The organism is Staphylococcus pasteuri, assembly GCF_003970495.1.
Classification (GTDB): domain Bacteria; phylum Bacillota; class Bacilli; order Staphylococcales; family Staphylococcaceae; genus Staphylococcus; species Staphylococcus pasteuri.
The window spans coordinates 71022-96012 of the sequence record NZ_RXWW01000061.1 but is presented as its reverse complement, the minus strand read 5'-3'; the positions used below and the strand labels follow the sequence as shown (position 1 = coordinate 96012).

At 31.4% G+C, this 24991-nt stretch carries 26 protein-coding genes; 25 read left to right on the top strand and 1 reads right to left on the bottom strand.

Annotation, left to right across the window (positions count from 1 at the left end):
• Positions 1 to 75: 75 nt before the first annotated feature.
• The 3 genes from CD121_RS08655 (at position 76) to CD121_RS08645 (ending at position 1816) form a co-directional block, all read left to right on the top strand.
• A complete protein-coding gene (locus CD121_RS08655; RefSeq protein WP_083279991.1) occupies positions 76 to 786 on the top strand; it encodes a prepilin peptidase in 711 nt (236 codons plus the stop codon).
• On the top strand, positions 783 to 1466 hold the full coding sequence (radC, locus tag CD121_RS08650; protein ID WP_126567943.1) for a RadC family protein: 684 nt from the start codon (positions 783 to 785) through the stop codon (positions 1464 to 1466). Before CD121_RS08655 ends, radC begins: the two co-directional genes overlap by 4 nt.
• Before the next feature lie 68 nt (positions 1467 to 1534).
• Positions 1535 to 1816 (top strand): hypothetical protein, encoded by a 282-nt coding sequence (locus tag CD121_RS08645; protein WP_070453924.1) that lies wholly within the window; start codon positions 1535 to 1537, stop codon positions 1814 to 1816.
• 65 nt (positions 1817 to 1881) lie between these two features.
• On the opposite strand, the gene CD121_RS08640 is transcribed toward CD121_RS08645, so the two are convergent.
• On the bottom strand, positions 1882 to 2061 hold the full coding sequence (locus tag CD121_RS08640) for a hypothetical protein (RefSeq protein ID WP_029055694.1): 180 nt from the start codon (positions 2059 to 2061) through the stop codon (positions 1882 to 1884).
• Between the two features lie 160 nt (positions 2062 to 2221).
• On the opposite strand from CD121_RS08640, the gene CD121_RS08635 reads away from it, so the two are divergent.
• From CD121_RS08635 to aspS, 22 genes are all read left to right on the top strand, one after another.
• A complete protein-coding gene (locus CD121_RS08635; protein ID WP_017637049.1) occupies positions 2222 to 2692 on the top strand; it encodes a DUF4930 family protein in 471 nt (156 codons plus the stop codon).
• An 83-nt stretch (positions 2693 to 2775) separates the two neighbouring features.
• Entirely contained in the window at positions 2776 to 2934 is a 159-nt protein-coding gene (locus tag CD121_RS12280) for a hypothetical protein (protein WP_017637050.1), read from the top strand.
• 328 nt (positions 2935 to 3262) lie between these two features.
• Positions 3263 to 4105 carry a rod shape-determining protein MreC gene (mreC, locus tag CD121_RS08630; protein ID WP_029055695.1) on the top strand — a complete coding sequence of 281 codons (843 nt, stop codon included), beginning with the start codon at positions 3263 to 3265 and terminating at the stop codon, positions 4103 to 4105.
• Positions 4105 to 4626, top strand: coding sequence for a rod shape-determining protein MreD (gene mreD / locus CD121_RS08625; RefSeq protein WP_017637052.1), 522 nt, complete (start codon positions 4105 to 4107; stop codon positions 4624 to 4626). Before mreC ends, mreD begins: the two co-directional genes overlap by 1 nt.
• A gap of 280 nt (positions 4627 to 4906) precedes the next feature.
• Positions 4907 to 5215 (top strand): 50S ribosomal protein L21, encoded by a 309-nt coding sequence (rplU, locus tag CD121_RS08620; protein ID WP_126567942.1) that lies wholly within the window; start codon positions 4907 to 4909, stop codon positions 5213 to 5215.
• A 2-nt stretch (positions 5216 to 5217) separates the two neighbouring features.
• A complete protein-coding gene (locus CD121_RS08615; protein ID WP_029055696.1) occupies positions 5218 to 5538 on the top strand; it encodes a ribosomal-processing cysteine protease Prp in 321 nt (106 codons plus the stop codon).
• An 11-nt stretch (positions 5539 to 5549) separates the two neighbouring features.
• Complete coding sequence (gene rpmA / locus CD121_RS08610; RefSeq protein WP_017637055.1) at positions 5550 to 5834, top strand: 50S ribosomal protein L27; 285 nt, start codon at positions 5550 to 5552, stop codon at positions 5832 to 5834.
• Between the two features lie 153 nt (positions 5835 to 5987).
• Complete coding sequence (obgE, locus tag CD121_RS08605; protein WP_029055697.1) at positions 5988 to 7280, top strand: GTPase ObgE; 1293 nt, start codon at positions 5988 to 5990, stop codon at positions 7278 to 7280.
• Positions 7281 to 7291: 11 nt separating this feature from the next.
• Positions 7292 to 7747 (top strand): ACT domain-containing protein, encoded by a 456-nt coding sequence (locus tag CD121_RS08600; protein ID WP_017637057.1) that lies wholly within the window; start codon positions 7292 to 7294, stop codon positions 7745 to 7747.
• A 16-nt stretch (positions 7748 to 7763) separates the two neighbouring features.
• Positions 7764 to 8366, top strand: a complete 603-nt coding sequence (gene ruvA / locus CD121_RS08595) for a Holliday junction branch migration protein RuvA (RefSeq protein ID WP_017637058.1) — start codon at positions 7764 to 7766, stop codon at positions 8364 to 8366.
• Between the two features lie 34 nt (positions 8367 to 8400).
• A complete protein-coding gene (ruvB, locus tag CD121_RS08590; protein WP_017637059.1) occupies positions 8401 to 9405 on the top strand; it encodes a Holliday junction branch migration DNA helicase RuvB in 1005 nt (334 codons plus the stop codon).
• Position 9406: 1 nt separating this feature from the next.
• Positions 9407 to 10432, top strand: a complete 1026-nt coding sequence (gene queA, locus CD121_RS08585) for a tRNA preQ1(34) S-adenosylmethionine ribosyltransferase-isomerase QueA (protein ID WP_017637060.1) — start codon at positions 9407 to 9409, stop codon at positions 10430 to 10432.
• A gap of 21 nt (positions 10433 to 10453) precedes the next feature.
• Positions 10454 to 11593, top strand: coding sequence for a tRNA guanosine(34) transglycosylase Tgt (tgt, locus tag CD121_RS08580; protein ID WP_017637061.1), 1140 nt, complete (start codon positions 10454 to 10456; stop codon positions 11591 to 11593).
• Between the two features lie 15 nt (positions 11594 to 11608).
• The gene (gene yajC, locus CD121_RS08575; protein WP_017637062.1) at positions 11609 to 11869 is read left to right on the top strand and encodes a preprotein translocase subunit YajC; all 261 of its coding nucleotides are present in this window, start codon (positions 11609 to 11611) and stop codon (positions 11867 to 11869) included.
• A gap of 318 nt (positions 11870 to 12187) precedes the next feature.
• Positions 12188 to 14467: a protein translocase subunit SecDF gene (gene secDF / locus CD121_RS08570; RefSeq protein ID WP_126567940.1), complete on the top strand. Its 2280-nt coding sequence runs from the start codon at positions 12188 to 12190 to the stop codon at positions 14465 to 14467.
• A 123-nt stretch (positions 14468 to 14590) separates the two neighbouring features.
• Entirely contained in the window at positions 14591 to 16873 is a 2283-nt protein-coding gene (gene recJ / locus CD121_RS08565) for a single-stranded-DNA-specific exonuclease RecJ (protein ID WP_126567938.1), read from the top strand.
• 14 nt (positions 16874 to 16887) lie between these two features.
• Positions 16888 to 17406 (top strand): adenine phosphoribosyltransferase, encoded by a 519-nt coding sequence (locus CD121_RS08560; protein WP_029055702.1) that lies wholly within the window; start codon positions 16888 to 16890, stop codon positions 17404 to 17406.
• Positions 17407 to 17944: 538 nt separating this feature from the next.
• Complete coding sequence (locus CD121_RS08555; RefSeq protein WP_126567935.1) at positions 17945 to 20134, top strand: RelA/SpoT family protein; 2190 nt, start codon at positions 17945 to 17947, stop codon at positions 20132 to 20134.
• A gap of 22 nt (positions 20135 to 20156) precedes the next feature.
• Positions 20157 to 20609, top strand: a complete 453-nt coding sequence (gene dtd, locus CD121_RS08550) for a D-aminoacyl-tRNA deacylase (RefSeq protein ID WP_017637067.1) — start codon at positions 20157 to 20159, stop codon at positions 20607 to 20609.
• Complete coding sequence (locus CD121_RS08545) at positions 20606 to 21481, top strand: N-acetylmuramoyl-L-alanine amidase family protein (RefSeq protein ID WP_017637068.1); 876 nt, start codon at positions 20606 to 20608, stop codon at positions 21479 to 21481. The genes dtd and CD121_RS08545 overlap by 4 nt, the downstream gene beginning before the upstream one ends.
• Positions 21482 to 21858: 377 nt before the next feature.
• A complete protein-coding gene (hisS, locus tag CD121_RS08540; RefSeq protein WP_070453915.1) occupies positions 21859 to 23121 on the top strand; it encodes a histidine--tRNA ligase in 1263 nt (420 codons plus the stop codon).
• Between the two features lie 15 nt (positions 23122 to 23136).
• A complete protein-coding gene (gene aspS / locus CD121_RS08535) occupies positions 23137 to 24903 on the top strand; it encodes an aspartate--tRNA ligase (RefSeq protein ID WP_017637070.1) in 1767 nt (588 codons plus the stop codon).
• The last annotated feature ends 88 nt before the right edge of the window (positions 24904 to 24991 follow it).

The window sequence follows — 24991 nt, the reverse complement described above, 5'->3', positions numbered from 1 at the left end:
TATTAATTATATAAAAATTAAATATTATTTACTTATTTTATTGTTGTGATATAATGTATTTGAAAGGGGTGCTTAATGTTAGTTTATGCTTTTTTCTCTTCGATACTATTTAGTTTTTTATATCAGTTCTCGACGATAGATAAAGTAAAATTACAATATTTAATATCAAGATCAACATGTGATTATTGCAAAACAACTATTAAATATATTGATTTAATTCCAATTTTTAGTTTCCTCATACTTAGAGGTACTTCAAGGTGCTGCCATAAACGTTTGAAATATAATTATATAATTGGTGAGATCCTAGCACTGCTTCCCATACCATTGATTTATTACAATGTAATCCATACTAATCCCCAAATATATTTAACAATCTATCTATTTTTATTAATTATGTCTCTCAATGATATAGATTATTTCTCTATTAATATTCATTTTTTGATTACGTTCTTACTTATATTGTTCTTCACAAATCACACTTTTCCACATTCATTCTTTTTAACTTTTATCATTAGTCATATTTGCTATTTAATTATCCATCAATATATTGGATATGGTGACATTCTTCTCTTTAATATATTCTCTTTATTTTTACCTATTGAATATATATTTTACATTGTACTTTTCACTTTCATAATTGGAGGATTCATTTCAATCTTCATTAAAATCTTCTTGAATCCCAATATCACTCGCATTCCGCTTATTCCATTTATATTTTTATCATTTATTTTTGTATCTAGTTACTTTCCACTATTGAATGATTTTTTAGGAGGAATATTTATATGAAAATCAAAGAAATGGCAACATCAGAGAAACCTAGAGAACGTTTACTTACTTATGGTACTGACACTCTATCAAATTCTGAATTGTTAGCTATATTAATTAATACTGGTAGAAAAGGATTTTCAAGTATTGATATAGCAAATGAATTATTAAGTCATACATCGTCATTTAAAGATTTAAAAAAACTTTCTATTAAAGACTTAATTAAAGTGAAGGGGATAGGTTATTATAAAGCGATTACTTTGAAAGCAGCATTTGAATTAGGTGAAAGAATGAATCGTTTATCTCATCATGAATCCGTAAAAATAACTTGTCCAAGTGATGTAGCAGATTTAATGATGTCTAAATTAAAGGATTTAGAACAGGAACATTTTTATGTTTTATTGTTAAATTCAAAAAACGTGGTTATTAAGCAAAAATGTGTTTTTATAGGAACTTTGAACAGTTCTATCATACATCCTAGAGAAATATTTAATGTTGCAATTAAAGAATCGTGCAATGCTATGATAGTTGTTCATAATCATCCGTCAGGTGATGTGACACCTTCAGAAGAAGATATTAATACTACGTTTAGATTAAGGGAATGTGGTGTGATTTTAGGAATACATTTATTAGACCATATTATTATTGGTGATAACCAGTTCACAAGTTTAGTAGAGTTAGGGTATTTTGAAGAAGAATAAACTGTTTCTAGAATTAATTTTTAATGAATAGTATAATAAGAGAAAAGATAAGCCAGGAGGTCATTTAAATGACTATATTTCTTATAATTGGTGTATTGATTCCAATTATATTTATTATGCGATTAAATGCTAAAAACCAAGCTATGAATTTGAAATTATTTTTACACACAATTGGTTATTCTGTAGTCGGAATAGTAATTACAACAACTATCGGAACAATGGTAACGAAATCACACAATTCCATTTTACTTGTCATTATTGGATCTATTATAGTTGGTGTAATTTGGGGAGTATTACTTGCATTAAGTTATATTTTCTTTAATTTTTTATCAAATACGTTTAAAAAATAACTTAAAAAAATAAGCTATGAAGATTGAACATCACAATAAAACTGTTCATTTTCATAGCTTTTATATTATTGAATATAAGCGATTAAATTATCATAATTATCCATAAGCCATACAATACCTTGATAAACAAGATACAAACATAAAATGATAATACCAGCTGATATTAAAAATCTTAATATTGATACACCTACTCTAAAGAGTAAGATAACAAGTAATACAATCAGTATGATTGATAATAAACTCATAAAGGAAACCTCCTAACAGCATGAAACTCATATTTATATCATAATAAATTTTAATAAATAAGACATCAGTCTATAGATATATCTATGATACAACCCTAGCCCTATATATTTTTACGTTGTGATTATATATAATAGTTTAAATGGAAAGGGAGGATATATAATGAGATTCATATTTAGCATAATAAAAAACATTATAGCAGTCATTGCCATTTTAATCATTATTTATATCGCATTAAAGTATGCGCCATTTTTAAGAGATCAAGAATGGAACCCTATAAGTAATCCTCCAAATCAAACAGAAAGAAATATGGATAACCCTGTTAATAATTCTAAACAACCACAACATGGTAAGCGTTATTCACTCGAAGATAATGATATTATTAAAAACGTACCGACAAGTCAAATAAAGAATGTATTTAATATGATAGATAAAAAAGAATTTATGTCAGTATCAGGTATAGGTAGAATGGGCTACAATGATGAATATTTAGCAGGCCAAAGAGGAGACGAATTTATTATATATAAATTTGGATCTGATTCTATCAGAGTTTATAATAATGAATTTGAAATGCAACAAGATTTACATGAATTAGGTCAAAATATTGAATTGAAAAATAATCAAGCTTATTAACATTAATTGTAGTGTATGTTTGAAATCATGCTCCAAATGAGTTAGCCTTTATATATAGAGTAATAAAAAGGTTGGTGTGGACAATGGTCGAAAAATCTAAAGAACAACGTGCCAACGAACAAACTAAAGCTCAAAATCTATTTGCTCGTTGGAGAAAAGAAGAAACATTATATAGTGAAGATGAGAAAAAAGAACGTAAAGAACAAGAAAAACAAGCAAAACAACAAAAAAATAATGAGTAATTAATTAGAAATAATTTGCTTTTAAGCTGCTGACTTTAATTAAGTTAGTAGCTTTTTTATTATTTTTAACTAATAATTGGCTTGAAATATTATGTATAGAAGAAAAATGAGTTACATACCGTTTTATATACAAACTAATCAATGTTAACAAACATTAAAAAGACTAAAGCTAGAGCAAAACGCATCTTGAGAGATTTATTTTATTTTTTTAATCTTACGCATTAATAAAATTACTTTTTAATGAGAGTTAGTGCTTTATTTCATTTCAGCAGTAATATAGAATAGTAAAGAAGAATAAATTTTTAAAGTATTATAAGAGGTGTTATGGGTGCTTAAATTTTTCAAAAATAACAAACTCATTGTTGTTTTATGTGCAATAATTGTTTTTATTGCATTAATTGGTTTGTCTATTCGCTCTCAATCTCAATCACCTCCCGAGCAATATGTAGGGGATTCTGTATCTTTCGGGCAACGACTGATAAGTTATCCTGTGAATTTTGTTACTGGAGCTATTGGTAATTTTTTTAATCAGGGTGAATCAAAGGAAACGAAGAATAAAATTAAACAATTAGAAGCCAAAAATCAACAATTAGAGGCTGAAAATAAGAAGTTTAAAAAAGAACTAGATATGAAAGATATATCTAAATATGATCCGATATCTACAACAGTTATTTCTAGAAATCCGGATCAATGGATGAATACGATTGTAATTGATAAAGGATCAAAAGCTGGAATTAAAAATAACATGGCAGTTATGACTTCAGAAGGACTTGTTGGTAGAACAACTAAAGTTAACCAATTTTCTTCACAAGTAGATTTAATATCAACAAATACACGTGCTGGTAAACTATCTGTGAATATTCAACATAAATCTAAAAATGTATTTGGATTAATCGATCACTATGATGCAAAAAACGAAGAGCTAGTTATTAGTGATATCAATAATAAAGATAGTATCTCTAAGGGAGATAAAGTAGTCACTAGTGGTTTAGCCGATCAACTTCCAAGCAGTTTATACATAGGAGAAGTTACAAGTGTTGAAAATGACCAATATGGTTTAGCAAAAGAAGTAAGAGTGAAAACAGGTGCAGATTTATCTGATTTAAATCATGTATATGTTGCAAAACGTGATGCTTCAACAATTCCCGATGACGAAAGCGGGGATAACTAATGCGGGGAATTTATTATTTCTTAATTGGGATTATTTTATTCTATATAGATACAGTGATAGGAATAGTAATCCCAATACATTTCGGTAAAATTGACGTGATATTTGTGCCACACTTAACTTTAATGTATTTATTAATTTTAACGATATACCGAGGTTTTGGTGTAGCTGTTATACTTGCGATATTCTTCGGCCTTATTACTGACTTGTATTTAGGAAGCATTTACGGATTGTATATGTTTGGTTACATTTTAGCAGTAGTAATTATGGATAGACTCTTTAAAATATTTTACAGAGACACAGTGATGTTGTTCATTGTAATTCTATTAAGTACTATATTTTTAGAAATTTATGTTGCCATTATTTATGGTGTAATAGGGTTTATCCAATTTAACCTATTGGAGTTCTTATTATTAAGATTACTACCAACATTCATTCTTAATTTAATATTGTTAATTATTTTGTATCCTATTATGTTAAAGTTTATGAGAAAAATTCAAAACAAGATTGACAGTAGAATATAACTAATGGTAAGATGCAGTAGTTGAGTAGTTTCAAGCTACATACAACCGCTCAAATATAGGTTTAAGTACAAATTGATTTGAAGTGAAGTGAACGCTTTACTCAAGTTAAAAGTCATTAGAAAGAAAGCGATTGACAATCGAGGCGTTGAAATAAGTGAGAGATGAGTTTATTTAGATAAATGATTCGAATCACGAATGAAACAACGAAGAGTGCGAACGCTTTACTTAATGACAATGTCACCTATATATGGCGTGACTTATAATATAGGAGGTGCAAAGTATGTTTGCTATTATTGAAACAGGTGGAAAACAAATCAAAGTAGAAGAAGGACAAGAAATTTACGTTGAAAAATTAGACGTAAACGAAGGTGATTCTTTCACATTTGATAAAGTATTATTTGTAGGTGGAGATTTAGTTAAAGTTGGTGCGCCAACTGTTGAAGGTGCTACTGTTACAGCTACTGTTAATAAAAACGGTCGCGGTAAAAAAATCACTGTATTCACTTACAAACGTCGTAAAGACTCTAAACGTAAAAAAGGCCATCGTCAACCATATACTAAATTAACTATCGATAAAATTAACGCGTAATTATGATTACTGTTGATATTACAGTTAATGATGAAGGCAAAGTAACAGATGTCGTTATGGATGGCCATGCTGATCATGGTGAATATGGTCATGACATCGTCTGTGCTGGAGCTTCAGCAGTATTATTTGGTAGTGTTAATGCTATTATGGGATTGACTACTGAAAAGCCAGATATCGATTATGACGATGATGGTGGTCATTTTCATATAAGAAGTGTTGATACAGATAACGATGAAGCACAATTAATTCTTAAAGCAATGCTTGTATCTTTACAAACAATTGAAGAAGAATATAATGAAAATATCAGATTAAATTATAAGTGAGGTGTATCCCGATGTTAAAATTAAACTTACAGTTCTTCGCATCTAAAAAAGGGGTAAGTTCTACAAAAAACGGACGTGACTCTGAATCAAAACGTTTAGGTGCTAAACGTGCTGACGGTCAATACGTTACAGGTGGTTCAATTCTTTATCGCCAACGTGGTACTAAAATTTACCCTGGTGAAAATGTAGGTCGTGGTGGCGATGATACATTATTCGCTAAAATCGACGGCGTTGTTAAATTTGAACGCAAAGGTCGCGACAAAAAACAAGTTTCTGTATATACAGTAGCTGAATAATTTTGTCTAGATAACACCAGAAGTGAAGACTTCTGGTGTTTTATTTTGTTTAAAAAGTCAATTTTTGGTAGAACTAAAATTTTTCTACAAATACACTTAATGATATAATTAAAAAGATAATGAAAACTAATTTAAGTAAAAGAGGTGAGATATATGTTTGTCGATCAGGTCAAAATATCTCTTAAAGCAGGAGATGGCGGTAATGGTATTACTGCATATAGAAGAGAAAAATACGTACCATTTGGTGGACCAGCAGGTGGAGACGGGGGCAAAGGTGCTTCAGTAATATTTGAAGTAGATGAAGGTTTAAGAACTTTATTAGACTTTAGATATCAAACACACTTTAAAGCAAAAAAAGGTGAGAATGGTCAAAGCAGTAATATGCACGGTAGAAATGCTGAAGATTTGGTTTTAAAAGTACCACCTGGCACTATTGTTAAAAGCATAGAAACTGAAGAAGTACTTGCAGACCTTGTAGAAGATGGTCAAAGAGCAATTGTAGCTAAAGGTGGTCGTGGTGGTCGTGGGAATTCGCGATTTGCTACACCTAGAAACCCAGCACCAGACTTCAGTGAAAAAGGTGAACCTGGTGAAGAAATTGATGTAACTTTAGAACTGAAGTTACTAGCAGACGTTGGTCTAGTCGGTTTCCCTAGTGTAGGAAAATCAACATTGCTATCAATTGTATCTAAAGCTAAACCTAAAATTGGCGCGTATCATTTTACAACAATTAAACCTAATTTAGGTGTTGTATCAACACCAGATAACAGAAGTTTCGTTATGGCAGATTTACCTGGTTTAATAGAAGGTGCGTCAGACGGAGTTGGATTAGGTCATCAATTTTTACGTCATGTTGAACGAACTAAAGTTATCGTTCATATGATTGATATGAGTGGTTCGGAAGGCAGAGATCCTGTTGAGGACTATCATGTGATAAACAAAGAATTAGTTGCATATAAACAACGTTTAGAAGATAGACCACAAATTATTGTTGCTAATAAAATGGATATGCCAGATGCTGAAGATAATTTAGAGTTATTTAAAGAAGAAGTAGGTACTGAACACACGATTATCCCACTTTCAGCTGTTTCTAGAAATAACATCGATCAATTACTTTATACAATTGCTGATCAATTAGATAAAGTGAAAGATATTGATTTCTCAGTTGAAGAAGATGACAATGTCGGTGTTAACAGAGTTGTATATAAACATACTCCTTCTCAAGATACATTCACTATTACTAGAGATGATGATGGTGCTTATGTTGTTAGTGGCAATGCTATTGAAAGAACATTCAAGATGACAGACTTTAATAGTGATCCAGCCGTACGTAGATTTGCTAGACAAATGCGTTCTATGGGTATTGATGATGCACTTAGAGCAAGAGGTTGTAGTAATGGAGATATTGTAAGAATTCTTGGTGGAGAATTTGAATTTATAGAATAGGAGTGCGAAAGATGGACAATAAAGAATATAAGAAATTTTATCTTATTCGCGAAGACGTTTTACCAGAATCAGTAATTAAAACGCTGAAAATTAAAGATGCTTTGAAAAATAATTCTGAGTTGTCCATCTATGATGCTGTAAAACAATACGGTTTATCAAGAAGTGCTTTCTATAAGTATAGAGAAACTATATTTCCAGTTGATGAAAAATTATTAGATCATCGAGAATTTACATTAATTTTATATGTTAATGATATTGTTGGAATGTTGGCTCAAGTATTAAATACAATTTCTCAATTAGAATTATCAGTACTTACAATTCACCAAAGTGTACCTATGGAAGATAAAGCGACGATTACTCTATCATTAAATGCGTCTTCATCTGAACTTATGATTGATGATGTAATAAAAGCATTAAGAGAAATCGAACATGTTTCCAAAGTTGAATTGATAAGCATGAGTATGTAAATAAGGAAGTGCTAAAATGTACGCGTATATTAAAGGGCAGTTAACACAGTTGTTCCCAACACATGTTGTTGTTGATGTAAACGGAGTAGGTTATGAGATTCAGACACCTAATTCATACCGTTTTCAAAAATATTTAGATAATGAAGTTCAAATATATACGTCATTAATTGTTAGAGAAGACGCTCAATTACTTTATGGTTTCATTAATGAAGAAGAGAAAGATATGTTCTTAAGTTTAATTAAGGTGACTGGTATTGGTCCTAAGTCAGCATTAGCTATACTTGCTACTAGTACGCCTAATGAAGTAAAACAAGCAATTGAAAACGAAAATGATACGTATTTAACTAAGTTTCCAGGCATTGGTAAAAAAACTGCTCGACAAATCGTGTTAGATTTAAAAGGTAAAGTTCAAATCACTGAAGAAAATAGTGAAACATTATTGAACATTACTTCTAACTCTACAGATAATGAACCTATGATTAAGGAAGCAATGTTGGCTTTAGAAGCATTAGGTTACTCAAAACGTGAATTATCTAAAGTAGAAAAGGTTTTAAAACAATCTAATATCAATTCTGTTGATGAAGCAGTTAAAATCGGTCTACAAACGTTGGTTTCTTAATTACCTAATTTAACAAATGAAAGGGGGAAATGATATGGATGAAAGAATGGTCGATCAATCTGTACATAGTGAAGAATCTGACTTCGAATTATCTTTACGACCTACGAAATTAAAACAATATATTGGTCAATCTTCTATCAAAAGTAATTTAGAGGTATTTATAAAAGCAGCTAAATTAAGAGAAGAACCTTTAGATCATGTTCTATTATATGGTCCCCCAGGATTAGGTAAAACTACGTTATCTAATATTATTGCTAATGAAATGGAAGTTAATATTAGAACGGTTTCTGGACCTTCTTTAGAACGTCCAGGGGATCTGGCTGCTATTCTTTCTGGTTTACAACCAGGAGATGTACTTTTTATAGACGAAATACATCGTTTAAGTAGTGTAGTTGAAGAAGTATTGTATCCGGCCATGGAAGATTTTTTCCTAGATATTATTATAGGAAAAGGTGATGAAGCACGTAGTATACGTATCGATTTACCGCCGTTTACACTCGTAGGTGCGACTACAAGAGCAGGTAGTTTAACAGGTCCGCTAAGAGATCGATTTGGAGTACATTTAAGATTAGAATACTATAATGAAGCAGATTTGAAGGAAATCATTATAAGAACAGCTGAGGTACTAGGAACAGACATTGATAATGAAAGTGCCATTGAATTAGCTAAGCGTTCTAGAGGTACACCTCGTGTAGCAAACCGTTTATTAAAAAGAGTAAGAGATTTCCAACAAGTTAATGAAGATGATCAAATATATATTGAAACTACAAAACGCGCATTAAAATTATTACAAGTAGATGATTATGGCTTAGATTATATTGATCATAAGATGATGAACTGTATTTTAAATCAATATAAAGGTGGACCAGTGGGCTTAGATACGATTGCTGTCTCTATTGGAGAAGAACGTATTACTATAGAAGATGTATATGAACCTTTCTTAATTCAAAAAGGATTTTTAGAACGTACACCACGCGGTAGAAAAGCAACACCTTTAGCGCATGAACATTTTAGTCATAATAATGAAATGAGGGAGTAAGTTGAATATTGAAGATTTCGACTATGATTTACCTGAATCTCTAATTGCGCAAACACCTTTAAAAAATAGAGACCAAAGTAGATTATTAGTTTTAGATAGAAATACCGGTGACATGGAACATCTTCACTTCAGAGATGTAATCAATTATTTTGAACCAGGAGATACGTTAGTATTAAACGATACTAGAGTAATGCCAGCCAGACTTTTTGGTTTGAAAGAAGAAACTGGTGCCAAAGTTGAAATGCTTATGTTAACGCAAATTGAAGATAATGATTGGGAAGTTCTATTAAAACCAGCTAAGCGTATTAAAGTTGGAAATAAACTTAACTTTGGAGAAGGCAAAATTATAGCTGAGTGTATTGAAGAGTTAGAACAAGGTGGCAGAATTATGCGCTTGCATTATGATGGCATTTTACAAGAACGATTGGATGAACTTGGTGAGATGCCTTTACCACCTTATATTAAGGAACGCTTAGATGATCCAAACAGATATCAAACTGTTTATGCTAAAGAAAGCGGTTCTGCTGCAGCGCCAACTGCCGGGTTACACTTTACTGATAGTTTATTAGAAGCTATCAAAGAAAAAGGTGTGAATATAGCATTTATCACTTTGCATGTTGGACTTGGAACATTTAGACCAGTTAGTGTAGATAATATCGATGATCACGAAATGCATAGTGAATATTATCAAATGACACAGCAAACTGCAGATTTATTAAATGAGACAAAAGCAAAAGGTCATCGAATCATTTCTGTTGGAACGACTTCAACCAGAACACTAGAAACAATACGTAGAGATCACTCTGAATTTGTAGAAAAAAGTGGTTGGACAGATATCTTTATCTATCCTGGATTTGAATACAAAGCTATAGATGGTCTGATCACTAACTTCCATTTACCAAAATCAACGCTAGTCATGTTAGTGTCAGCGTTTAGTAGCAGACAGTACATTTTGAATGCATACAAAAAAGCAGTAGAAATGGAATATAGATTCTTTAGTTTTGGAGATGCAATGTTAATTATATAAAAGAATGTGAGGATATATTTTATGCCTGCAGTAACATATGAACATATTAAAACTTGTAAACAATCAGGTGCAAGATTAGGTATTGTACATACGCCACATGGCTCATTTGAAACACCTATGTTTATGCCAGTTGGTACTAAAGCTACCGTTAAAACTATGAGTCCAGAAGAATTGCGTCAAATAGAGGCTCAGATTATTTTAGGAAATACGTATCATTTGTGGTTGCAACCTGGAAATGATATCATCAAACACGCTGGGGGACTCCATAAATTCATGAATTGGAATGGTCCTATTTTAACTGATTCTGGAGGATTCCAAGTTTTTAGTTTAAGTAATTTACGTAAAATTTCAGAAGAAGGCGTTGAATTTAGACATCATACAAATGGTTCTAAATTATTTTTAAGTCCTGAAAAATCAATGCAAATTCAAAATGATTTAGGTTCAGACATCATGATGGCGTTTGATGAATGTCCACCTATGCCTTCTGAATATGAATATGTAAAAAATTCTATTGAAAGAACTACACGTTGGGCAGAAAGATGTTTAAAAGCACATGCTCGTCCTGAAGAACAATCACTTTTTGGAATTATCCAAGGTGGTGAATATAAGGATTTACGTGAACAAAGCGCTAAAGAGCTTGTCGAATTAGATTTTCCTGGATATGCAATTGGTGGCCTTTCAGTAGGAGAACCTAAGCCAGTTATGTACGAGATGGTTGAACATACAGAACAATTCATGCCTAAAGATAAACCTAGATATTTAATGGGTGTGGGATCACCAGACGCATTGATTGAATGTAGTATTCGTGGAATGGATATGTTTGACTGCGTACTACCAACTCGTATAGCTAGAAATGGTACATGTATGACTTCAAATGGACGTTTAGTTATTAAGAATGCTAAATTTGCAGATGATTTAAGACCATTAGATGAAAATTGTGATTGTTATACATGTAAAAATTATTCTAGAGCATATATAAGACACTTAATCAAAGCAGAAGAAACTTTTGGTATACGTCTTACTACTATTCATAATTTACATTTTCTGCTAAAATTAATGGAAGATATTAGACAAGCCATTCGAGAAGATAGACTTTTAGATTTTAAAGCAGAATTCTTCGAACAGTATGGATTAAATGTAGATAACCCTAAAAACTTTTAAAGAGGAGAATGTAACATGCAATTTACATCATTGATATTACCGATCTTATTATTGGCTCTAATGTATTTCTTCTTAATTAGACCACAACAAAAACGTGCTAAAGAGCATCGTGAAATGATCAGTCGTGTTGAAGCTGGCCAAAGAATTACTACAATCGGTGGAATTAAAGGTACAGTTAAAGCAGTTGACGAAACAACAGTAGTCGTAACAGTAAATGGACACGGTACTGAAATGACTTTTGAAAAACCAGCTATTAAACAAGTTGATCCTTCATAAAGTAAAATAAAAAATGTTAGTTTAATTGTTATTAATTATAAATACTGGTGCTATCAATTTAGGTAGTATCAGTATTTTTATTTTTATCCAAAATTATATATATTTTAATTCATTAAGCGAATTTTATAGTGAACTAAATAGCTTACTTTCTTTAGGTTTACAAATCAATTTCTAATAAGAAAGTATCCAATAATTTCGCTCTAAAGTGTAGTATGTTAATATGAATAGGTCGTAAAAAGTTAATCTTTTGATTCCGACTTGCAAATATTAGGATTTTTCGAGTATTCTAGTATCATAAGTAAATAATGAGGTGTTCATGTGAAGAAAAGTAGTAGACTGATTGCATTCTTACTACTGGTAGTCCTTCTGTTCGCAGGTATGGGTCTTACATACAAGAATGTAATTAAGAATGTTAACTTAGGCCTTGATTTACAAGGTGGCTTCGAGGTACTTTATCAAGTTGATCCATTACATAAGGGTGATAAAATTGATAAAAATGCGTTGCAATCAACAGCGCAAACCCTAGAAAACCGTGTTAACGTATTAGGTGTTTCTGAACCTAAAATCCAAGTTGAAGATCCTAATAGGATAAGAGTACAACTTGCAGGGGTTAAAGATCAGAAAGAAGCAAGAAAGATTTTATCATCTCAAGCTAATTTAACGATTCGTGATGCAGATGATAAAGTTAAATTAAGCGGTGCAGATATTAAACAAGGGTCTGCTAAGCAAGAATTTAAACAAAATACAAATGACCCAACAGTTACTTTTAAAGTCAAAGATAAAAACAAATTTAAGAAAGTAACTGAAGAAATATCTAAAAAGCAAAATAATGTGATGGTTGTTTGGTTAGACTTCAAAAAAGGCGATAGCTATAAAAAAGAAGCTAACAAAAAAGATCCTAAATTCGTATCAGCTGCAAATGTTGATCAACCAATTAATTCCGACAGTGTAGAAATTTCTGGTGGATTCCATGGTCAAGAAGGCGTTAAAAAAGCTAAGCAAATTTCAGAGCTATTAAATGCCGGTTCTTTACCAGTTGATCTTAAAGAAATTTATTCTAACTCAGTAGGTGCGGAATTTGGTCAAGACGCTTTAGATAAAACAATCTTTGCTTCAGTAGTTGGGATAGCACTAATTTACCTATTTATGTTAGGTTTCTATAGATTACCAGGTTTAGTGGCAATTATTGCATTAACAACATATATTTATCTAACTCTAGTAGCATTTAACTTTATATCAGGTGTCCTTACATTACCTGGTCTAGCAGCGTTAGTATTAGGTGTCGGAATGGCAGTAGATGCTAATATCATCATGTACGAGCGGATTAAAGATGAGTTGAGAATAGGTAGGACGCTTAAACAAGCATATTCCAAAGCAAATAAAAGTTCATTCTTAACTATCTTCGATTCAAACTTAACAACTGTAATTGCCGCAGCAGTATTATTCTTCTTCGGTGAAAGCTCAGTTAAAGGTTTCGCGACAATGCTGTTACTTGGTATATTGATGATCTTCGTAACTGCAGTATTCTTATCTAGATTACTATTATCATTACTTGTTTATTCAAATCTATTTAAGAAAAAATTCTGGTTATTCGGTGTTAAGAAACAAGATAGACATGATATTAGTGAAGGTAAAGATGTGCATGATTTAAAAACTTCATTTGAAAAATGGAATTTTGTTAAATTAGCTAAACCACTCATTAGTTTAAGTATTTTAATCGTTGTTGTAGGTTTGGTTATTCTGTACATTTTCAAATTGAACTTAGGAATTGATTTCTCTGCAGGTACACGTGTTGATTTACAATCAAAAGAACCATTAACGCAATCCAAAGTTGAAAAAGTAGTGAAAGATGTTGGATTAGAAGCAGACCAAATTCAAATTAATGGATCTGGTAGTAAAAATGCGACAATTCAGTTCAAACAAGATTTATCTCAAGCAAAAGATAATCAGTTAAGTGACAAGATGAAATCTGAATTTGGTGATACACCACAAATCAATACAGTTTCACCACTGATTGGACAAGAATTAGCCAAAAATGCAATGCTTGCATTAGTTTATGCTGCATTAGGTATTATTATCTATGTGTCACTGCGATTTGAATGGAGAATGGGATTATCTTCTGTTTTAGCATTATTACATGACGTATTTATCATAGTTGCTGTATTTAGTTTATTACGTTTAGAAGTTGACTTAACGTTTATCGCAGCAATTTTAACGATAGTTGGTTATTCAATTAACGATACAATTGTTACGTTTGACCGTGTACGTGAAAACCTTCATAAAATTAAGGTCATCACTACATCAGAACAAATCGATGATATTGTTAATAGATCAATTAGACAAACAATGACACGTTCAATTAATACCGTATTAACAGTAGTCGTTGTTGTTGTGGCAATCCTTTTATTAGGAGCACCAACAATATTTAATTTCTCATTAGCATTATTAATTGGATTAATTTCAGGTGTATTCTCATCTGTATTCATTGCTGTTCCTCTATGGGGAATTATGAAAAAACGTCAATTGAAAAAATCATCTAATCATAAACTAGTTGTTTATAAAGAGAAAAAATCAAATGATGAAAAAATAGTAGTATAATTAACTAAAGGTTGAGCATAAATGTTGGATATAATCTGCAATAGATTTTCCCAACAAAGGCTCAACCTTTTTATTTTCTTCAATTTTAGATATAATGACATTTGGAAATGAGGAAGGTTACTTATGATTAAATCTAAATATAATTGGAATTTAAATAACCCAACTGAATATATAACTGATGATATTGTTAAACGATTAAAACTATCACCTATTATTAAGAAAATTTTAGAAAGTAAACATATTGTTGACGAAGAAGGCATTCAACAAACACTAAATGGTGTGGAAATAGATCATGAAACCTCTCTTTTAAGTGATATCGACAAAACAGTTGAACGAATTAATCAAGCCATCGATAAAAATGAACGCATTCTTGTGTATGGAGATTATGATGCTGATGGCGTTACTTCTACAACAATATTAGTACATACACTTCAAAAGTTAGGAGCTCAAGTAGGATGGTATATTCCAAACCGTTTTACAGAAGGATATGGACCTAATGAAATGGCCTTCCAAAATGCCTATGATGAAGGCGTATCACTAATTATTACAGTGGATAATGGTATACAAGGTCATAATGAAATTAAAATGGTACAAGATTTAGGTGTAGATGTGATTGTGACCGATCATCATGAAATAGGTCGTACCTTACCTGAAGCATATGCTATCGTACACCCAATGCATCCAGAATTTGATTATCCATTTAAATATTTATGTGGTGCAGGAGTAGCATACAAACTAGCACAAACATTGTTAGATAATGTACCAAATTATTTTAAAGCGTACGCTGCGATTGGAACAATTGCGGATTTAGTATCTTTAACAGATGAGAATCGTTCGATTGTTCAAAATGGGTTGCGAGTAATGAATGAAAGTTGTCCTATAGCAATAAAAGCGTTATTGAATCAAGCAAGTTTCAATGATGAAATTTCAGAAGAAACAATAGGATTTATTATTGGTCCAAGATTAAACGCAGTAGGAAGATTGGAAGATGCATCTTTAGCTGCTGAGCTATTGATGTCAGATAGTCCAGAAGAAGCGGAATTCTTGGCAGAACAAGTAGAGCATTTTAATCAAGAACGTAAAGATATTGTCGTTTCTATAACAGAAGAAGCACTTGCAATGGCAGAAGACTATGTTAAGCAAGGTCACCAATTTCTATTGTTAGCTAAAGAAGATTGGCACGAAGGTGTATTAGGTATCGTTGCTTCTAAAATTGTAGAGACATATAGTTTGCCAACGTTAATATTAAATATTGATTATGAACAAAATCATGCTAAAGGGTCAGCAAGATCAATTGAACAAGTATCAATGTTCGAAATATTAAGTGCGCACCAAGATTTAATTAGCAAGTTTGGTGGCCATCATATGGCTGCAGGAATGACGATGGACATTGATAATATAGATGAGTTACGCACTGGCTTAAATGATTGGATGGCGCGTTTAAGTGAAACAACATCGCTAGAGCCAAGTAAGAATGTTGATGTATTACTAGATGAATCTGATATTACAATTAAAAATATTAGAGATATTCAAAAATTAAGACCTTTTGGTACGGATTTCACTTCTCCGTTATTTGAAATAAGAGATATTGCTATTAAATCTCTTAAAGCAATAGGAAAAGAACAGAATCACTTAAAAATGACATTAGGTGAATCAAATTTAGTTTCATTGTTTTGGCAAAATGGCGCATATGCATCTCAATTAGAAATAGGTCAACCTGTAAATTTAATTGGTAATCTTCAAATTAATGAGTGGAACGGTAATCAAACACCTCAATTTATGGTTCAAGATATTGCTATGGATACATTGCAAATATTAGACTACCGAAGTAAAAGTAAAAATACAGATTTCTTAAATAATGATGAAACTACTGCTTTTATGATTCAATCAAAAGCCCAAAAATTAAATGAAAATGAATTTTATTATGGTGAAACTGTACCTGATCATTTTGATAAAATGGTATTAAGAGATTTACCCATGACGCTTGATGAGCTAAAACTTACTTTACAACAAACACAAATCTCTCAGGTTTATATCGTATTCCAACATAAAGCTTCAATTTATTTTGAAGGTATGCCTAGCAAAGAATTATTTAAAAAATGTTATAAAGCTTTAATTAATAAAAAAGAAATGAATTTAGCAACTGAAGGTATGATGTTATGCGAATTTCTCAATATTAAAGCAAATATACTAAAATTTATGTTAAAAGTATTTTTAGAATTAGGATTTATTAACGAAGATGATGGTATAATAACGATTGCGACTCAACCTAGTAAACAGGACATAGAATCAAGTCAGATGTATCAAAGTAGGTTGTCTAGAATAGAAGTTGAAAAATTATTATTATACGATGATTTTACGCATTTAAATCAATGGATAAAATCACATTTGGGAGATAATTATTAGGAGGAAATTTTAAAATGGATTTAAAACAATATGTATCTGAAGTTCCAGATTGGCCGAAACCGGGAGTTAGTTTTAAAGATATTACAACAATTATGGATAATGGTAAAGCTTATGGTTATGCCACAGACCAAATTGTAGAGTATGCAAGAGAAAAAGACGTGGACGTAGTAGTTGGACCAGAGGCTCGCGGATTTATTATTGGTTGTCCTGTAGCATATTCTATGGGTATTGGATTTGCACCAGTTCGTAAAGAAGGAAAGTTACCTCGAGAAGTTATCAAATATGAGTATAACTTAGAATATGGAACAAATGTCTTAACAATGCATAAAGATGCTATTAGACCAGGACAAAGAGTATTAATCACTGACGATTTATTAGCCACTGGTGGTACTATCGAAGCTGCTATTAAACTTGTTGAAAAATTAGGCGGCATCGTAGTTGGCATTGCATTCATTATAGAATTAAAATATTTAAACGGTATTGAAAAAATTAAAGATTATGATGTAATGAGTTTAATTTCTTACGATGAATAGTATTAATTTAAAACTTGTAAACTAAAGAATATAAGCTAGTTCTCACACTTATTAACATATTATCGTTAATAATATGATATATGAGAACTAGTTTTTTGCATTTATGGAATTAATAGATCAGTCAAATGTGTTTATATAAAAAGTGAAGATAAAATTAATGTAGGATTGCTTTACAATATAATTGAGATTCATTTATTTATTCAAAAAATTGTAGTATCATATAGCTAATATTATATTTTAATTCATGATAGATAGCTTATCAGTACCTATAAATTTTGATAAAATAAAAGCAATTCAAAATTGTTGAGTCACATGGCTATTTTGTTTTCTTTTTAAATTTGAGTCATTAGTCACATTTAATGATTATTTATTATATAAAGTCATTTTAATGTTTTTTAGATAAGTCTTTACTAAATGAGTTAGTTAAAAATTAATTTGCATAAATTCTTATCATCATTTTTAATTTTAGGGCATAATACATAACAATCGATAATAAAGTTCAGAGATAGAAATATAATCAATAAGTGGGGTGTCTATATTGAATAACGAGTATCCTTATAGTGCTGACGAAGTGCTTTACAAGGCAAAGTCCTATTTAAGTGAAAGTGAATATCAATATGTTTTAAAAAGTTATCATATTGCTTATGAAGCACATCAAGGGCAATTCAGAAAAAATGGCCTGCCATATATCATGCATCCTATACAAGTAGCGGGAATTCTTACTGAAATGAGATTAGACGGACCCACGATAGTTGCAGGTTTCTTACATGATGTCATTGAAGATACGCCGTATACATTTGATGACGTCAAAAATATGTTTAATGAAGAAGTTGCAAGAATTGTAGACGGTGTTACAAAATTAAAAAAAGTAAAATATCGTTCTAAGGAAGAACAACAAGCAGAAAATCACCGTAAATTGTTTATAGCCATTGCCAAAGATGTGCGTGTTATTCTAGTTAAATTAGCAGATAGATTACATAATATGAGAACGCTTAAAGCAATGCCTAGAGAAAAACAAATTAGAATTTCTAAAGAAACCCTAGAAATTTATGCCCCATTAGCTCATAGACTAGGTATTAATACAATTAAATGGGAATTAGAAGATACTGCCTTAAGATACATTGATAGCGTGCAATATTTCCGCATCGTTAATTTAATGAAGAAAAAACGTAGTGAACGTGAAGCATATATTGAAAATGCTATTGGTCAAATTCAAGGTGAAATGGATAAAATGAGTATTGTTGGTGAAATCAACGGTCGACCAAAGCATATATATAGTATTTATAGAAAAATGATGAAACAGAAAAAGCAATTCGATCAAATATTTGATTTACTTGCTGTACGAATCATTGTTAATACTATTAATGATTGTTATGCAATTTTAGGTCTTGTACATACGTTATGGAAACCTATGCCAGGACGTTTTAAAGATTATATAGCAATGCCTAAACAAAATATGTACCAATCATTACATACAACTGTAGTTGGTCCTAATGGCGATCCGCTAGAAATACAAATTCGTACTTACGAAATGCATGAAATTGCTGAACATGGTGTAGCAGCACATTGGGCATACAAAGAAGGTAAAACTGTAAATGAGAAAACACAGGATTTCCAAAATAAATTAAATTGGTTAAAAGACTTAGCTGAAACAGACCATACGTCATCTGACGCACAAGAATTTATGGAATCTTTAAAATACGATTTACAAAGTGATAAAGTCTATGCATTTACACCTGCAAGTGATGTTATAGAATTGCCATATGGTGCGGTACCAATTGATTTTGCATATGCGATTCATAGTGAAGTAGGAAATAAAATGATTGGTGCTAAAGTAAATGGAAAAATCGTACCAATTGATTATATTCTTCAAACTGGTGATATCATTGAAATTAGAACCAGTAAACATTCTTATGGACCAAGTAGAGACTGGCTAAAAATTGTTAAATCATCAAGCGCTAAGAGTAAAATTAAAAGTTTCTTTAAAAAGCAAGACCGTTCTTCAAATATTGAAAAGGGCAAATTCATGGTTGAAGCGGAAATTAAAGAACAAGGATCTAGAGTTGATGATATTCTTACTGAAAAAAATATAGAAGTAGTAAATGAAAAATATCATTTTGCAAATGAAGATGACTTGTATGCTGCAGTTGGTTTTGGTGGTGTAACTGCAGTTCAAATTGTTAATAAATTGACTGAACGTCAAAGAATATTAGATAAACAAAAAGCACTAAACGAAGCACAAGAGGTAACTAAATCTGTACCAATAAAAGAAGATATTATCACTGATAGTGGTGTTTATGTTGAAGGACTAGAAAATGTTCTAATTAAACTATCAAAATGTTGTAATCCTATACCAGGTGATGATATTGTAGGTTATATCACCAAAGGTCACGGTATTAAAGTGCATAGAACAGATTGTCCTAATATAAAAAATGAAACAGAAAGATTAATTTCGGTTGAATGGGTTAAATCAAAAGATTCGACCCAACGTTATCAAGTTGATCTTGAAGTTACTGCATATGATCGTAATGGTCTATTAAATGAAGTGTTACAAGCAGTCAATTCAACTGCAGGTAGTTTAATAAAGGTTTCTGGCCGTTCCGATATTGATAAAAATGCAGTTATTAATATTAGTGTCATGGTTAAAAATGTAAATGATGTTTACCGTGTAGTTGAAAAGATTAAACAGTTAGGTGATGTATATACTGTTACAAGAGTATGGAACTAGAACTTAAGAGGTGCAAAGAAAAATGAGAGTAGTTGTACAAAGAGTTTCAGAAGCTTCTGTATCAAATGACAACATTCACAATTCTATTAAAAAGGGTTATTGCTTATTAGTAGGTGTTGGTAAATCATCAACAGAAGCTGATGTGCAAGCAGTTGCCAAGAAGATTGCGAATGCTAGATTATTTGAAGATGAAAATGACAAACTGAATTTTAATATTCAACAAATTGAAGGAGAAATATTATCTATTTCACAATTCACTTTATATGCTGATGTGAAAAAAGGTAATCGTCCTGGCTTTTCAAATTCTAAATCACCTGATGAAGCAAATGAATTATATGAATCGTTCAATGAGGCATTAAGATCATATGGATTAAATGTGAAAACAGGTGAATTTGGAACACATATGAATGTAGAAATTCATAATGATGGTCCTGTTACAATCATTTATGAGAGTCAGGATGGCAAAGTAATATGAACAACTTGAGTAAATGGTTAACTAAAAGTTGGCAAAATAATCGCCTTACATTTATTGTTGTCATTTGTTTTGTGTTGTTTCTAATATTATTATTTATGTTCTTAAATTATAATGATGAAGATAATGGCACAATATCTATTACTGAAAGCGCAGAATTGAGAACAGGACCAAATGCTGCTTATCCTGTTATCTATAAAATTGAAAAAGGCGATACTTTTGAAAAGATAGGTAAATCTGGGAAATGGATAGAAGTGAAGAATAAAGCTGGAGACAAAAAAGGTTGGGTTGCTGGTTGGCATACTAACTTAAATATCCATGCCGATAATTCTAAAAAATCTAATCCATTAAAAGGGAAAACGATTGTACTTGACCCTGGTCACGGTGGACGTGATCAGGGAGCTTCAAGTAATACTTCCTCAAAAAGTTTAGAAAAAGTATATACATTAAAAACTGCAAAAGAGTTAAAAGCATTACTTGAAAAAGAAGGTGCTCATGTAAAAATGACACGTTCTGATGATACATATGTGTCTTTGGATGATAGGAATATCAAAGGAGACGCTTTTATAAGCATACATAATGACTCGCTAGATTCCCCAAACGCTAACGGTGTAACTGTATATTGGTTACAAGATAACCAAGAATCACTAGCCCAAACACTTAGTAGTAGCATCCAAAAGAAATCCCTCCTTACAAATAAAGAAGCAAGGCAACAAAACTATCAAGTATTAAGACAAACGAATATTCCTGCAGTATTGTTAGAATTAGGTTATATTAGCAATCCAACAGATGAAGTTATGGTTAGAGATAAGTTACATAGACAAATTGTTGAAGAAGCAGTTGTTGACGGTCTAAAACAATATTTCTCATCATAGAACTTGCAAATCATTAGAAAACTCGTTATCATAATAATTGAATTATAAATAATAAACCGATTGTATTCTTGAAAGAATAAACAAAAGAGGTAGTATATAAATATATACGTAGAAATGTAACCCATAAGGCTGAAAGGTTACACTGAGTAGTTTATGACTTTGAACACAAGAAGAGGTGCTTTATTCCAAAGTAAAGCCGGGTAACGTACGTTAAACGTTTTGAGTGGATTTGAGACAATTATGTCTAAATCAATTAGGGTGGCAACACGGATATTCGTCCCTTGTGTAGTATTAAATACTATGCAAGGGCTTTTTTATTTAATTTTTTAAATTTATAACGAAATAAACGTGCTCAGTATTAGTAAAGGAGATAAAATATGATTAAAATTCCAAGAGGAACACAAGATATATTACCTGAAGATTCAATCAAATGGCGTTATATTGAGAACAAACTTGATCAATTAATGGAACTATACAACTATCAAGAAATTAGAACGCCTATTTTTGAAAGCACTGAACTTTTTGCTAGAGGTGTGGGAGATTCTACCGACGTCGTTCAAAAAGAAATGTACACATTTAAAGATAAAGGTGACCGTAGTATTACATTAAGACCTGAAGGAACAGCTGGTGTAGTTCGTTCTTATATTGAACATAAAATGCAAGGTAACCCAAATCAACCTGTGAAGTTATATTATAATGGACCGATGTTCCGATATGAACGTAAACAAAAAGGTCGTTATCGTCAATTTAACCAATTTGGTGTTGAGGCAATTGGTTCAGAAAATCCAAGTATTGATGCTGAAGTATTAGCGATGGTTATGCATATATATGAATCTTTTGGTTTAAAACATTTGAAGTTAGCGATTAATAGTATTGGTGATAGTGATTCTCGTAAAGAATATAACGAAGCGTTAGTAAAACATTTCGAACCAGTTATCGGTGACTTTTGTCAAGATTGTCAATCACGATTACACTCTAACCCAATGAGAATATTGGATTGTAAAGTTGATAGAGACAAAGAGGCAGTTAAAAACGCTCCACGTATTACTGATTTTTTAAACGAGGACTCTAAAGCATATTATGAGCAAGTTAAAAAACATTTAGATGATTTAGGTATTCCTTACGTAGAAGATCCTAATTTAGTACGTGGATTAGATTATTATACTCATACCGCATTTGAATTGATGATGGATAACCCTAATTATGACGGTGCAATTACAACGCTTTGTGGCGGCGGACGTTATAATGGTCTTCTTGAATTATTAGGTGGACCAAGCCAAACAGGTATTGGGTTTGCATTAAGTATTGAAAGATTACTTCTAGCATTGGAAGAAGAAGACATTGAACTAGATGTTGAAAATGAATTTGATTTATTTGTAGTAACTATGGGAGAAGCTGCAGATCGATATGCAGTTAAGTTACTTAATCAGCTACGTAAAAATGGTGTTAAAGCAGATAAAGATTATATGAACAGAAAAATTAAAGGACAAATGAAACAAGCTGACCGATTAAATGCGAAATATACTATTGTAATTGGTGATCAAGAATTGGAAAACAATCAAATTGATATTAAAAATATGGAAACCGGTGAATCTGAATCAATACAATTAGATCAAATTGTTGATTATTTTCATAAATAGAAAGGGAGTTTTAAAATGAGTAAGCGAACAACATATTGTGGATTAGTTACAGAGAACTTATTAAACGAAAAAGTAACTTTAAAGGGATGGGTTCATAACAGACGTGACTTAGGTGGATTAATTTTTATTGATTTAAGAGATAGAGAAGGTATAGTACAAATTGTGTTTAATCCAGACTTTTCTCAAGAAGCATTAAATATTGCAGAAACTGTTAGATCAGAATATATCGTAGAAGTACAAGGTGTAGTTACTAAACGTGATGCTGAAACAGTAAACCCTAAAATAAAAACAGGTCAAGTGGAAGTGCAGGTTGAAAATATTGAAATTATCAATAAATCTGAAACACCACCATTTTCAATTAATGAAGAAAATACAAATGTAGATGAAAATATAAGATTAAAATATAGATATTTAGATTTACGTCGACAAGAACTAGCACAAACTTTTAAAATGAGACATCAAACAACACGTTCAATTCGTCAATACCTAGATGAAAGTGGATTCTATGATATTGAAACACCAGTTTTAACAAAATCAACGCCAGAAGGTGCAAGAGACTATTTAGTACCTTCTCGTGTACATGATGGTGAATTTTATGCATTACCACAATCACCACAGCTATTTAAACAATTATTAATGATTAGTGGTTTTGACAAATATTATCAAATCGTAAAATGTTTCCGTGATGAAGATTTACGTGCTGACCGTCAACCTGAGTTCACTCAAGTCGATATAGAAATGAGTTTTGTTGATCAAGAAGATGTTATGGCTATGGGTGAAGAAATGTTACGTAAAGTCGTAAAAGATGTTAAAGGTATTGATGTTGAAGGCCCATTCCCACGCATGACTTATGAAGAAGCGATGAATCGTTATGGATCAGATAAACCTGATACACGTTTTGATATGGAATTAATTAATGTTTCACAATTAGGTCATGAAATGGACTTTAAAGTATTTAAAGATACAGTTGAAAACAATGGAGAAATAAAATCTATTGTAGCTAAAGGTGCTGCAGAACAATATACTCGTAAAGATATGGATGCATTAACAGAGTTTGTTAACATATACGGTGCTAAAGGATTAGCTTGGGTTAAAGTAACGGAAGAAGGTTTAACAGGACCTATTGCACGTTTCTTTGAAGACAAAGATGCTGAATTATTAAAATCACTTACTGATGCAGAAGCTGGAGACCTAGTTATGTTTGTAGCTGACAAACCTGAAGTGGTAGCTCAAAGTTTAGGTGCATTACGTATTAAACTTGCAAAAGAATTAGGCTTGATTGATGAAACGAAATTAAACTTCTTATGGGTAACTGATTGGCCATTATTAGAATATGATGATGAAAGCAAACGTTATGTAGCAGCGCATCATCCATTCACATCACCTAAGAAAGAAGATATTGATAAATTAGATTCTGAACCTGAAAATGCCCAAGCTAATGCATATGATATTGTATTAAATGGATATGAATTAGGCGGAGGTTCTATTAGAATTCACAACGGTGAATTACAAGAAAAAATGTTTGAAGTATTAGGATTTACCAAAGAACAAGCGCAAGAACAATTTGGTTTCTTACTTGATGCATTCAAATATGGTGCACCACCACATGGCGGTATTGCGTTAGGTTTAGATAGATTAGTTATGCTATTAACTAATAGAACTAATCTTAGAGATACAATTGCTTTCCCTAAAACAGCGTCAGCTACTTGTTTATTAACAGATGCTCCGGGAGAAGTGTCAGATAAACAATTAGAAGAATTATCACTACGTATTAGACATTAATTGATAAACTATTAAGATTTATCATTTATCGTTTATGTCTAATTATTGACTTAACAAAAATGATTAAAAAAATACGAAGTTGATTAAT

Excerpts from the sequence above, each read along its gene's own strand:
- rpmA (WP_017637055.1), top strand. The coding sequence starts at position 5,550 with ATGTTAAAATTAAACTTACAGTTCTTCGCATCTAAAAAAGGGGTAAGT.
- CD121_RS08655 (WP_083279991.1), top strand. The coding sequence starts at position 76 with ATGTTAGTTTATGCTTTTTTCTCTTCGATACTATTTAGTTTTTTATAT.
- ruvB (WP_017637059.1), top strand. The coding sequence starts at position 8,401 with ATGGATGAAAGAATGGTCGATCAATCTGTACATAGTGAAGAATCTGAC.
- recJ (WP_126567938.1), top strand. The coding sequence starts at position 14,591 with ATGATTAAATCTAAATATAATTGGAATTTAAATAACCCAACTGAATAT.
- hisS (WP_070453915.1), top strand. The coding sequence starts at position 21,859 with ATGATTAAAATTCCAAGAGGAACACAAGATATATTACCTGAAGATTCA.
- CD121_RS08560 (WP_029055702.1), top strand. The coding sequence starts at position 16,888 with ATGGATTTAAAACAATATGTATCTGAAGTTCCAGATTGGCCGAAACCG.
- ruvA (WP_017637058.1), top strand. The coding sequence starts at position 7,764 with ATGTACGCGTATATTAAAGGGCAGTTAACACAGTTGTTCCCAACACAT.
- CD121_RS08640 (WP_029055694.1), bottom strand. The coding sequence starts at position 2,061 with ATGAGTTTATTATCAATCATACTGATTGTATTACTTGTTATCTTACTC.
- dtd (WP_017637067.1), top strand. The coding sequence starts at position 20,157 with ATGAGAGTAGTTGTACAAAGAGTTTCAGAAGCTTCTGTATCAAATGAC.
- rplU (WP_126567942.1), top strand. The coding sequence starts at position 4,907 with ATGTTTGCTATTATTGAAACAGGTGGAAAACAAATCAAAGTAGAAGAA.
- CD121_RS08545 (WP_017637068.1), top strand. The coding sequence starts at position 20,606 with ATGAACAACTTGAGTAAATGGTTAACTAAAAGTTGGCAAAATAATCGC.
- CD121_RS08645 (WP_070453924.1), top strand. The coding sequence starts at position 1,535 with ATGACTATATTTCTTATAATTGGTGTATTGATTCCAATTATATTTATT.
- CD121_RS12280 (WP_017637050.1), top strand. The coding sequence starts at position 2,776 with ATGGTCGAAAAATCTAAAGAACAACGTGCCAACGAACAAACTAAAGCT.
- obgE (WP_029055697.1), top strand. The coding sequence starts at position 5,988 with ATGTTTGTCGATCAGGTCAAAATATCTCTTAAAGCAGGAGATGGCGGT.
- CD121_RS08635 (WP_017637049.1), top strand. The coding sequence starts at position 2,222 with ATGAGATTCATATTTAGCATAATAAAAAACATTATAGCAGTCATTGCC.
- CD121_RS08615 (WP_029055696.1), top strand. The coding sequence starts at position 5,218 with ATGATTACTGTTGATATTACAGTTAATGATGAAGGCAAAGTAACAGAT.
- CD121_RS08600 (WP_017637057.1), top strand. The coding sequence starts at position 7,292 with ATGGACAATAAAGAATATAAGAAATTTTATCTTATTCGCGAAGACGTT.
- yajC (WP_017637062.1), top strand. The coding sequence starts at position 11,609 with ATGCAATTTACATCATTGATATTACCGATCTTATTATTGGCTCTAATG.
- radC (WP_126567943.1), top strand. The coding sequence starts at position 783 with ATGAAAATCAAAGAAATGGCAACATCAGAGAAACCTAGAGAACGTTTA.
- tgt (WP_017637061.1), top strand. The coding sequence starts at position 10,454 with ATGCCTGCAGTAACATATGAACATATTAAAACTTGTAAACAATCAGGT.
- aspS (WP_017637070.1), top strand. The coding sequence starts at position 23,137 with ATGAGTAAGCGAACAACATATTGTGGATTAGTTACAGAGAACTTATTA.
- mreD (WP_017637052.1), top strand. The coding sequence starts at position 4,105 with ATGCGGGGAATTTATTATTTCTTAATTGGGATTATTTTATTCTATATA.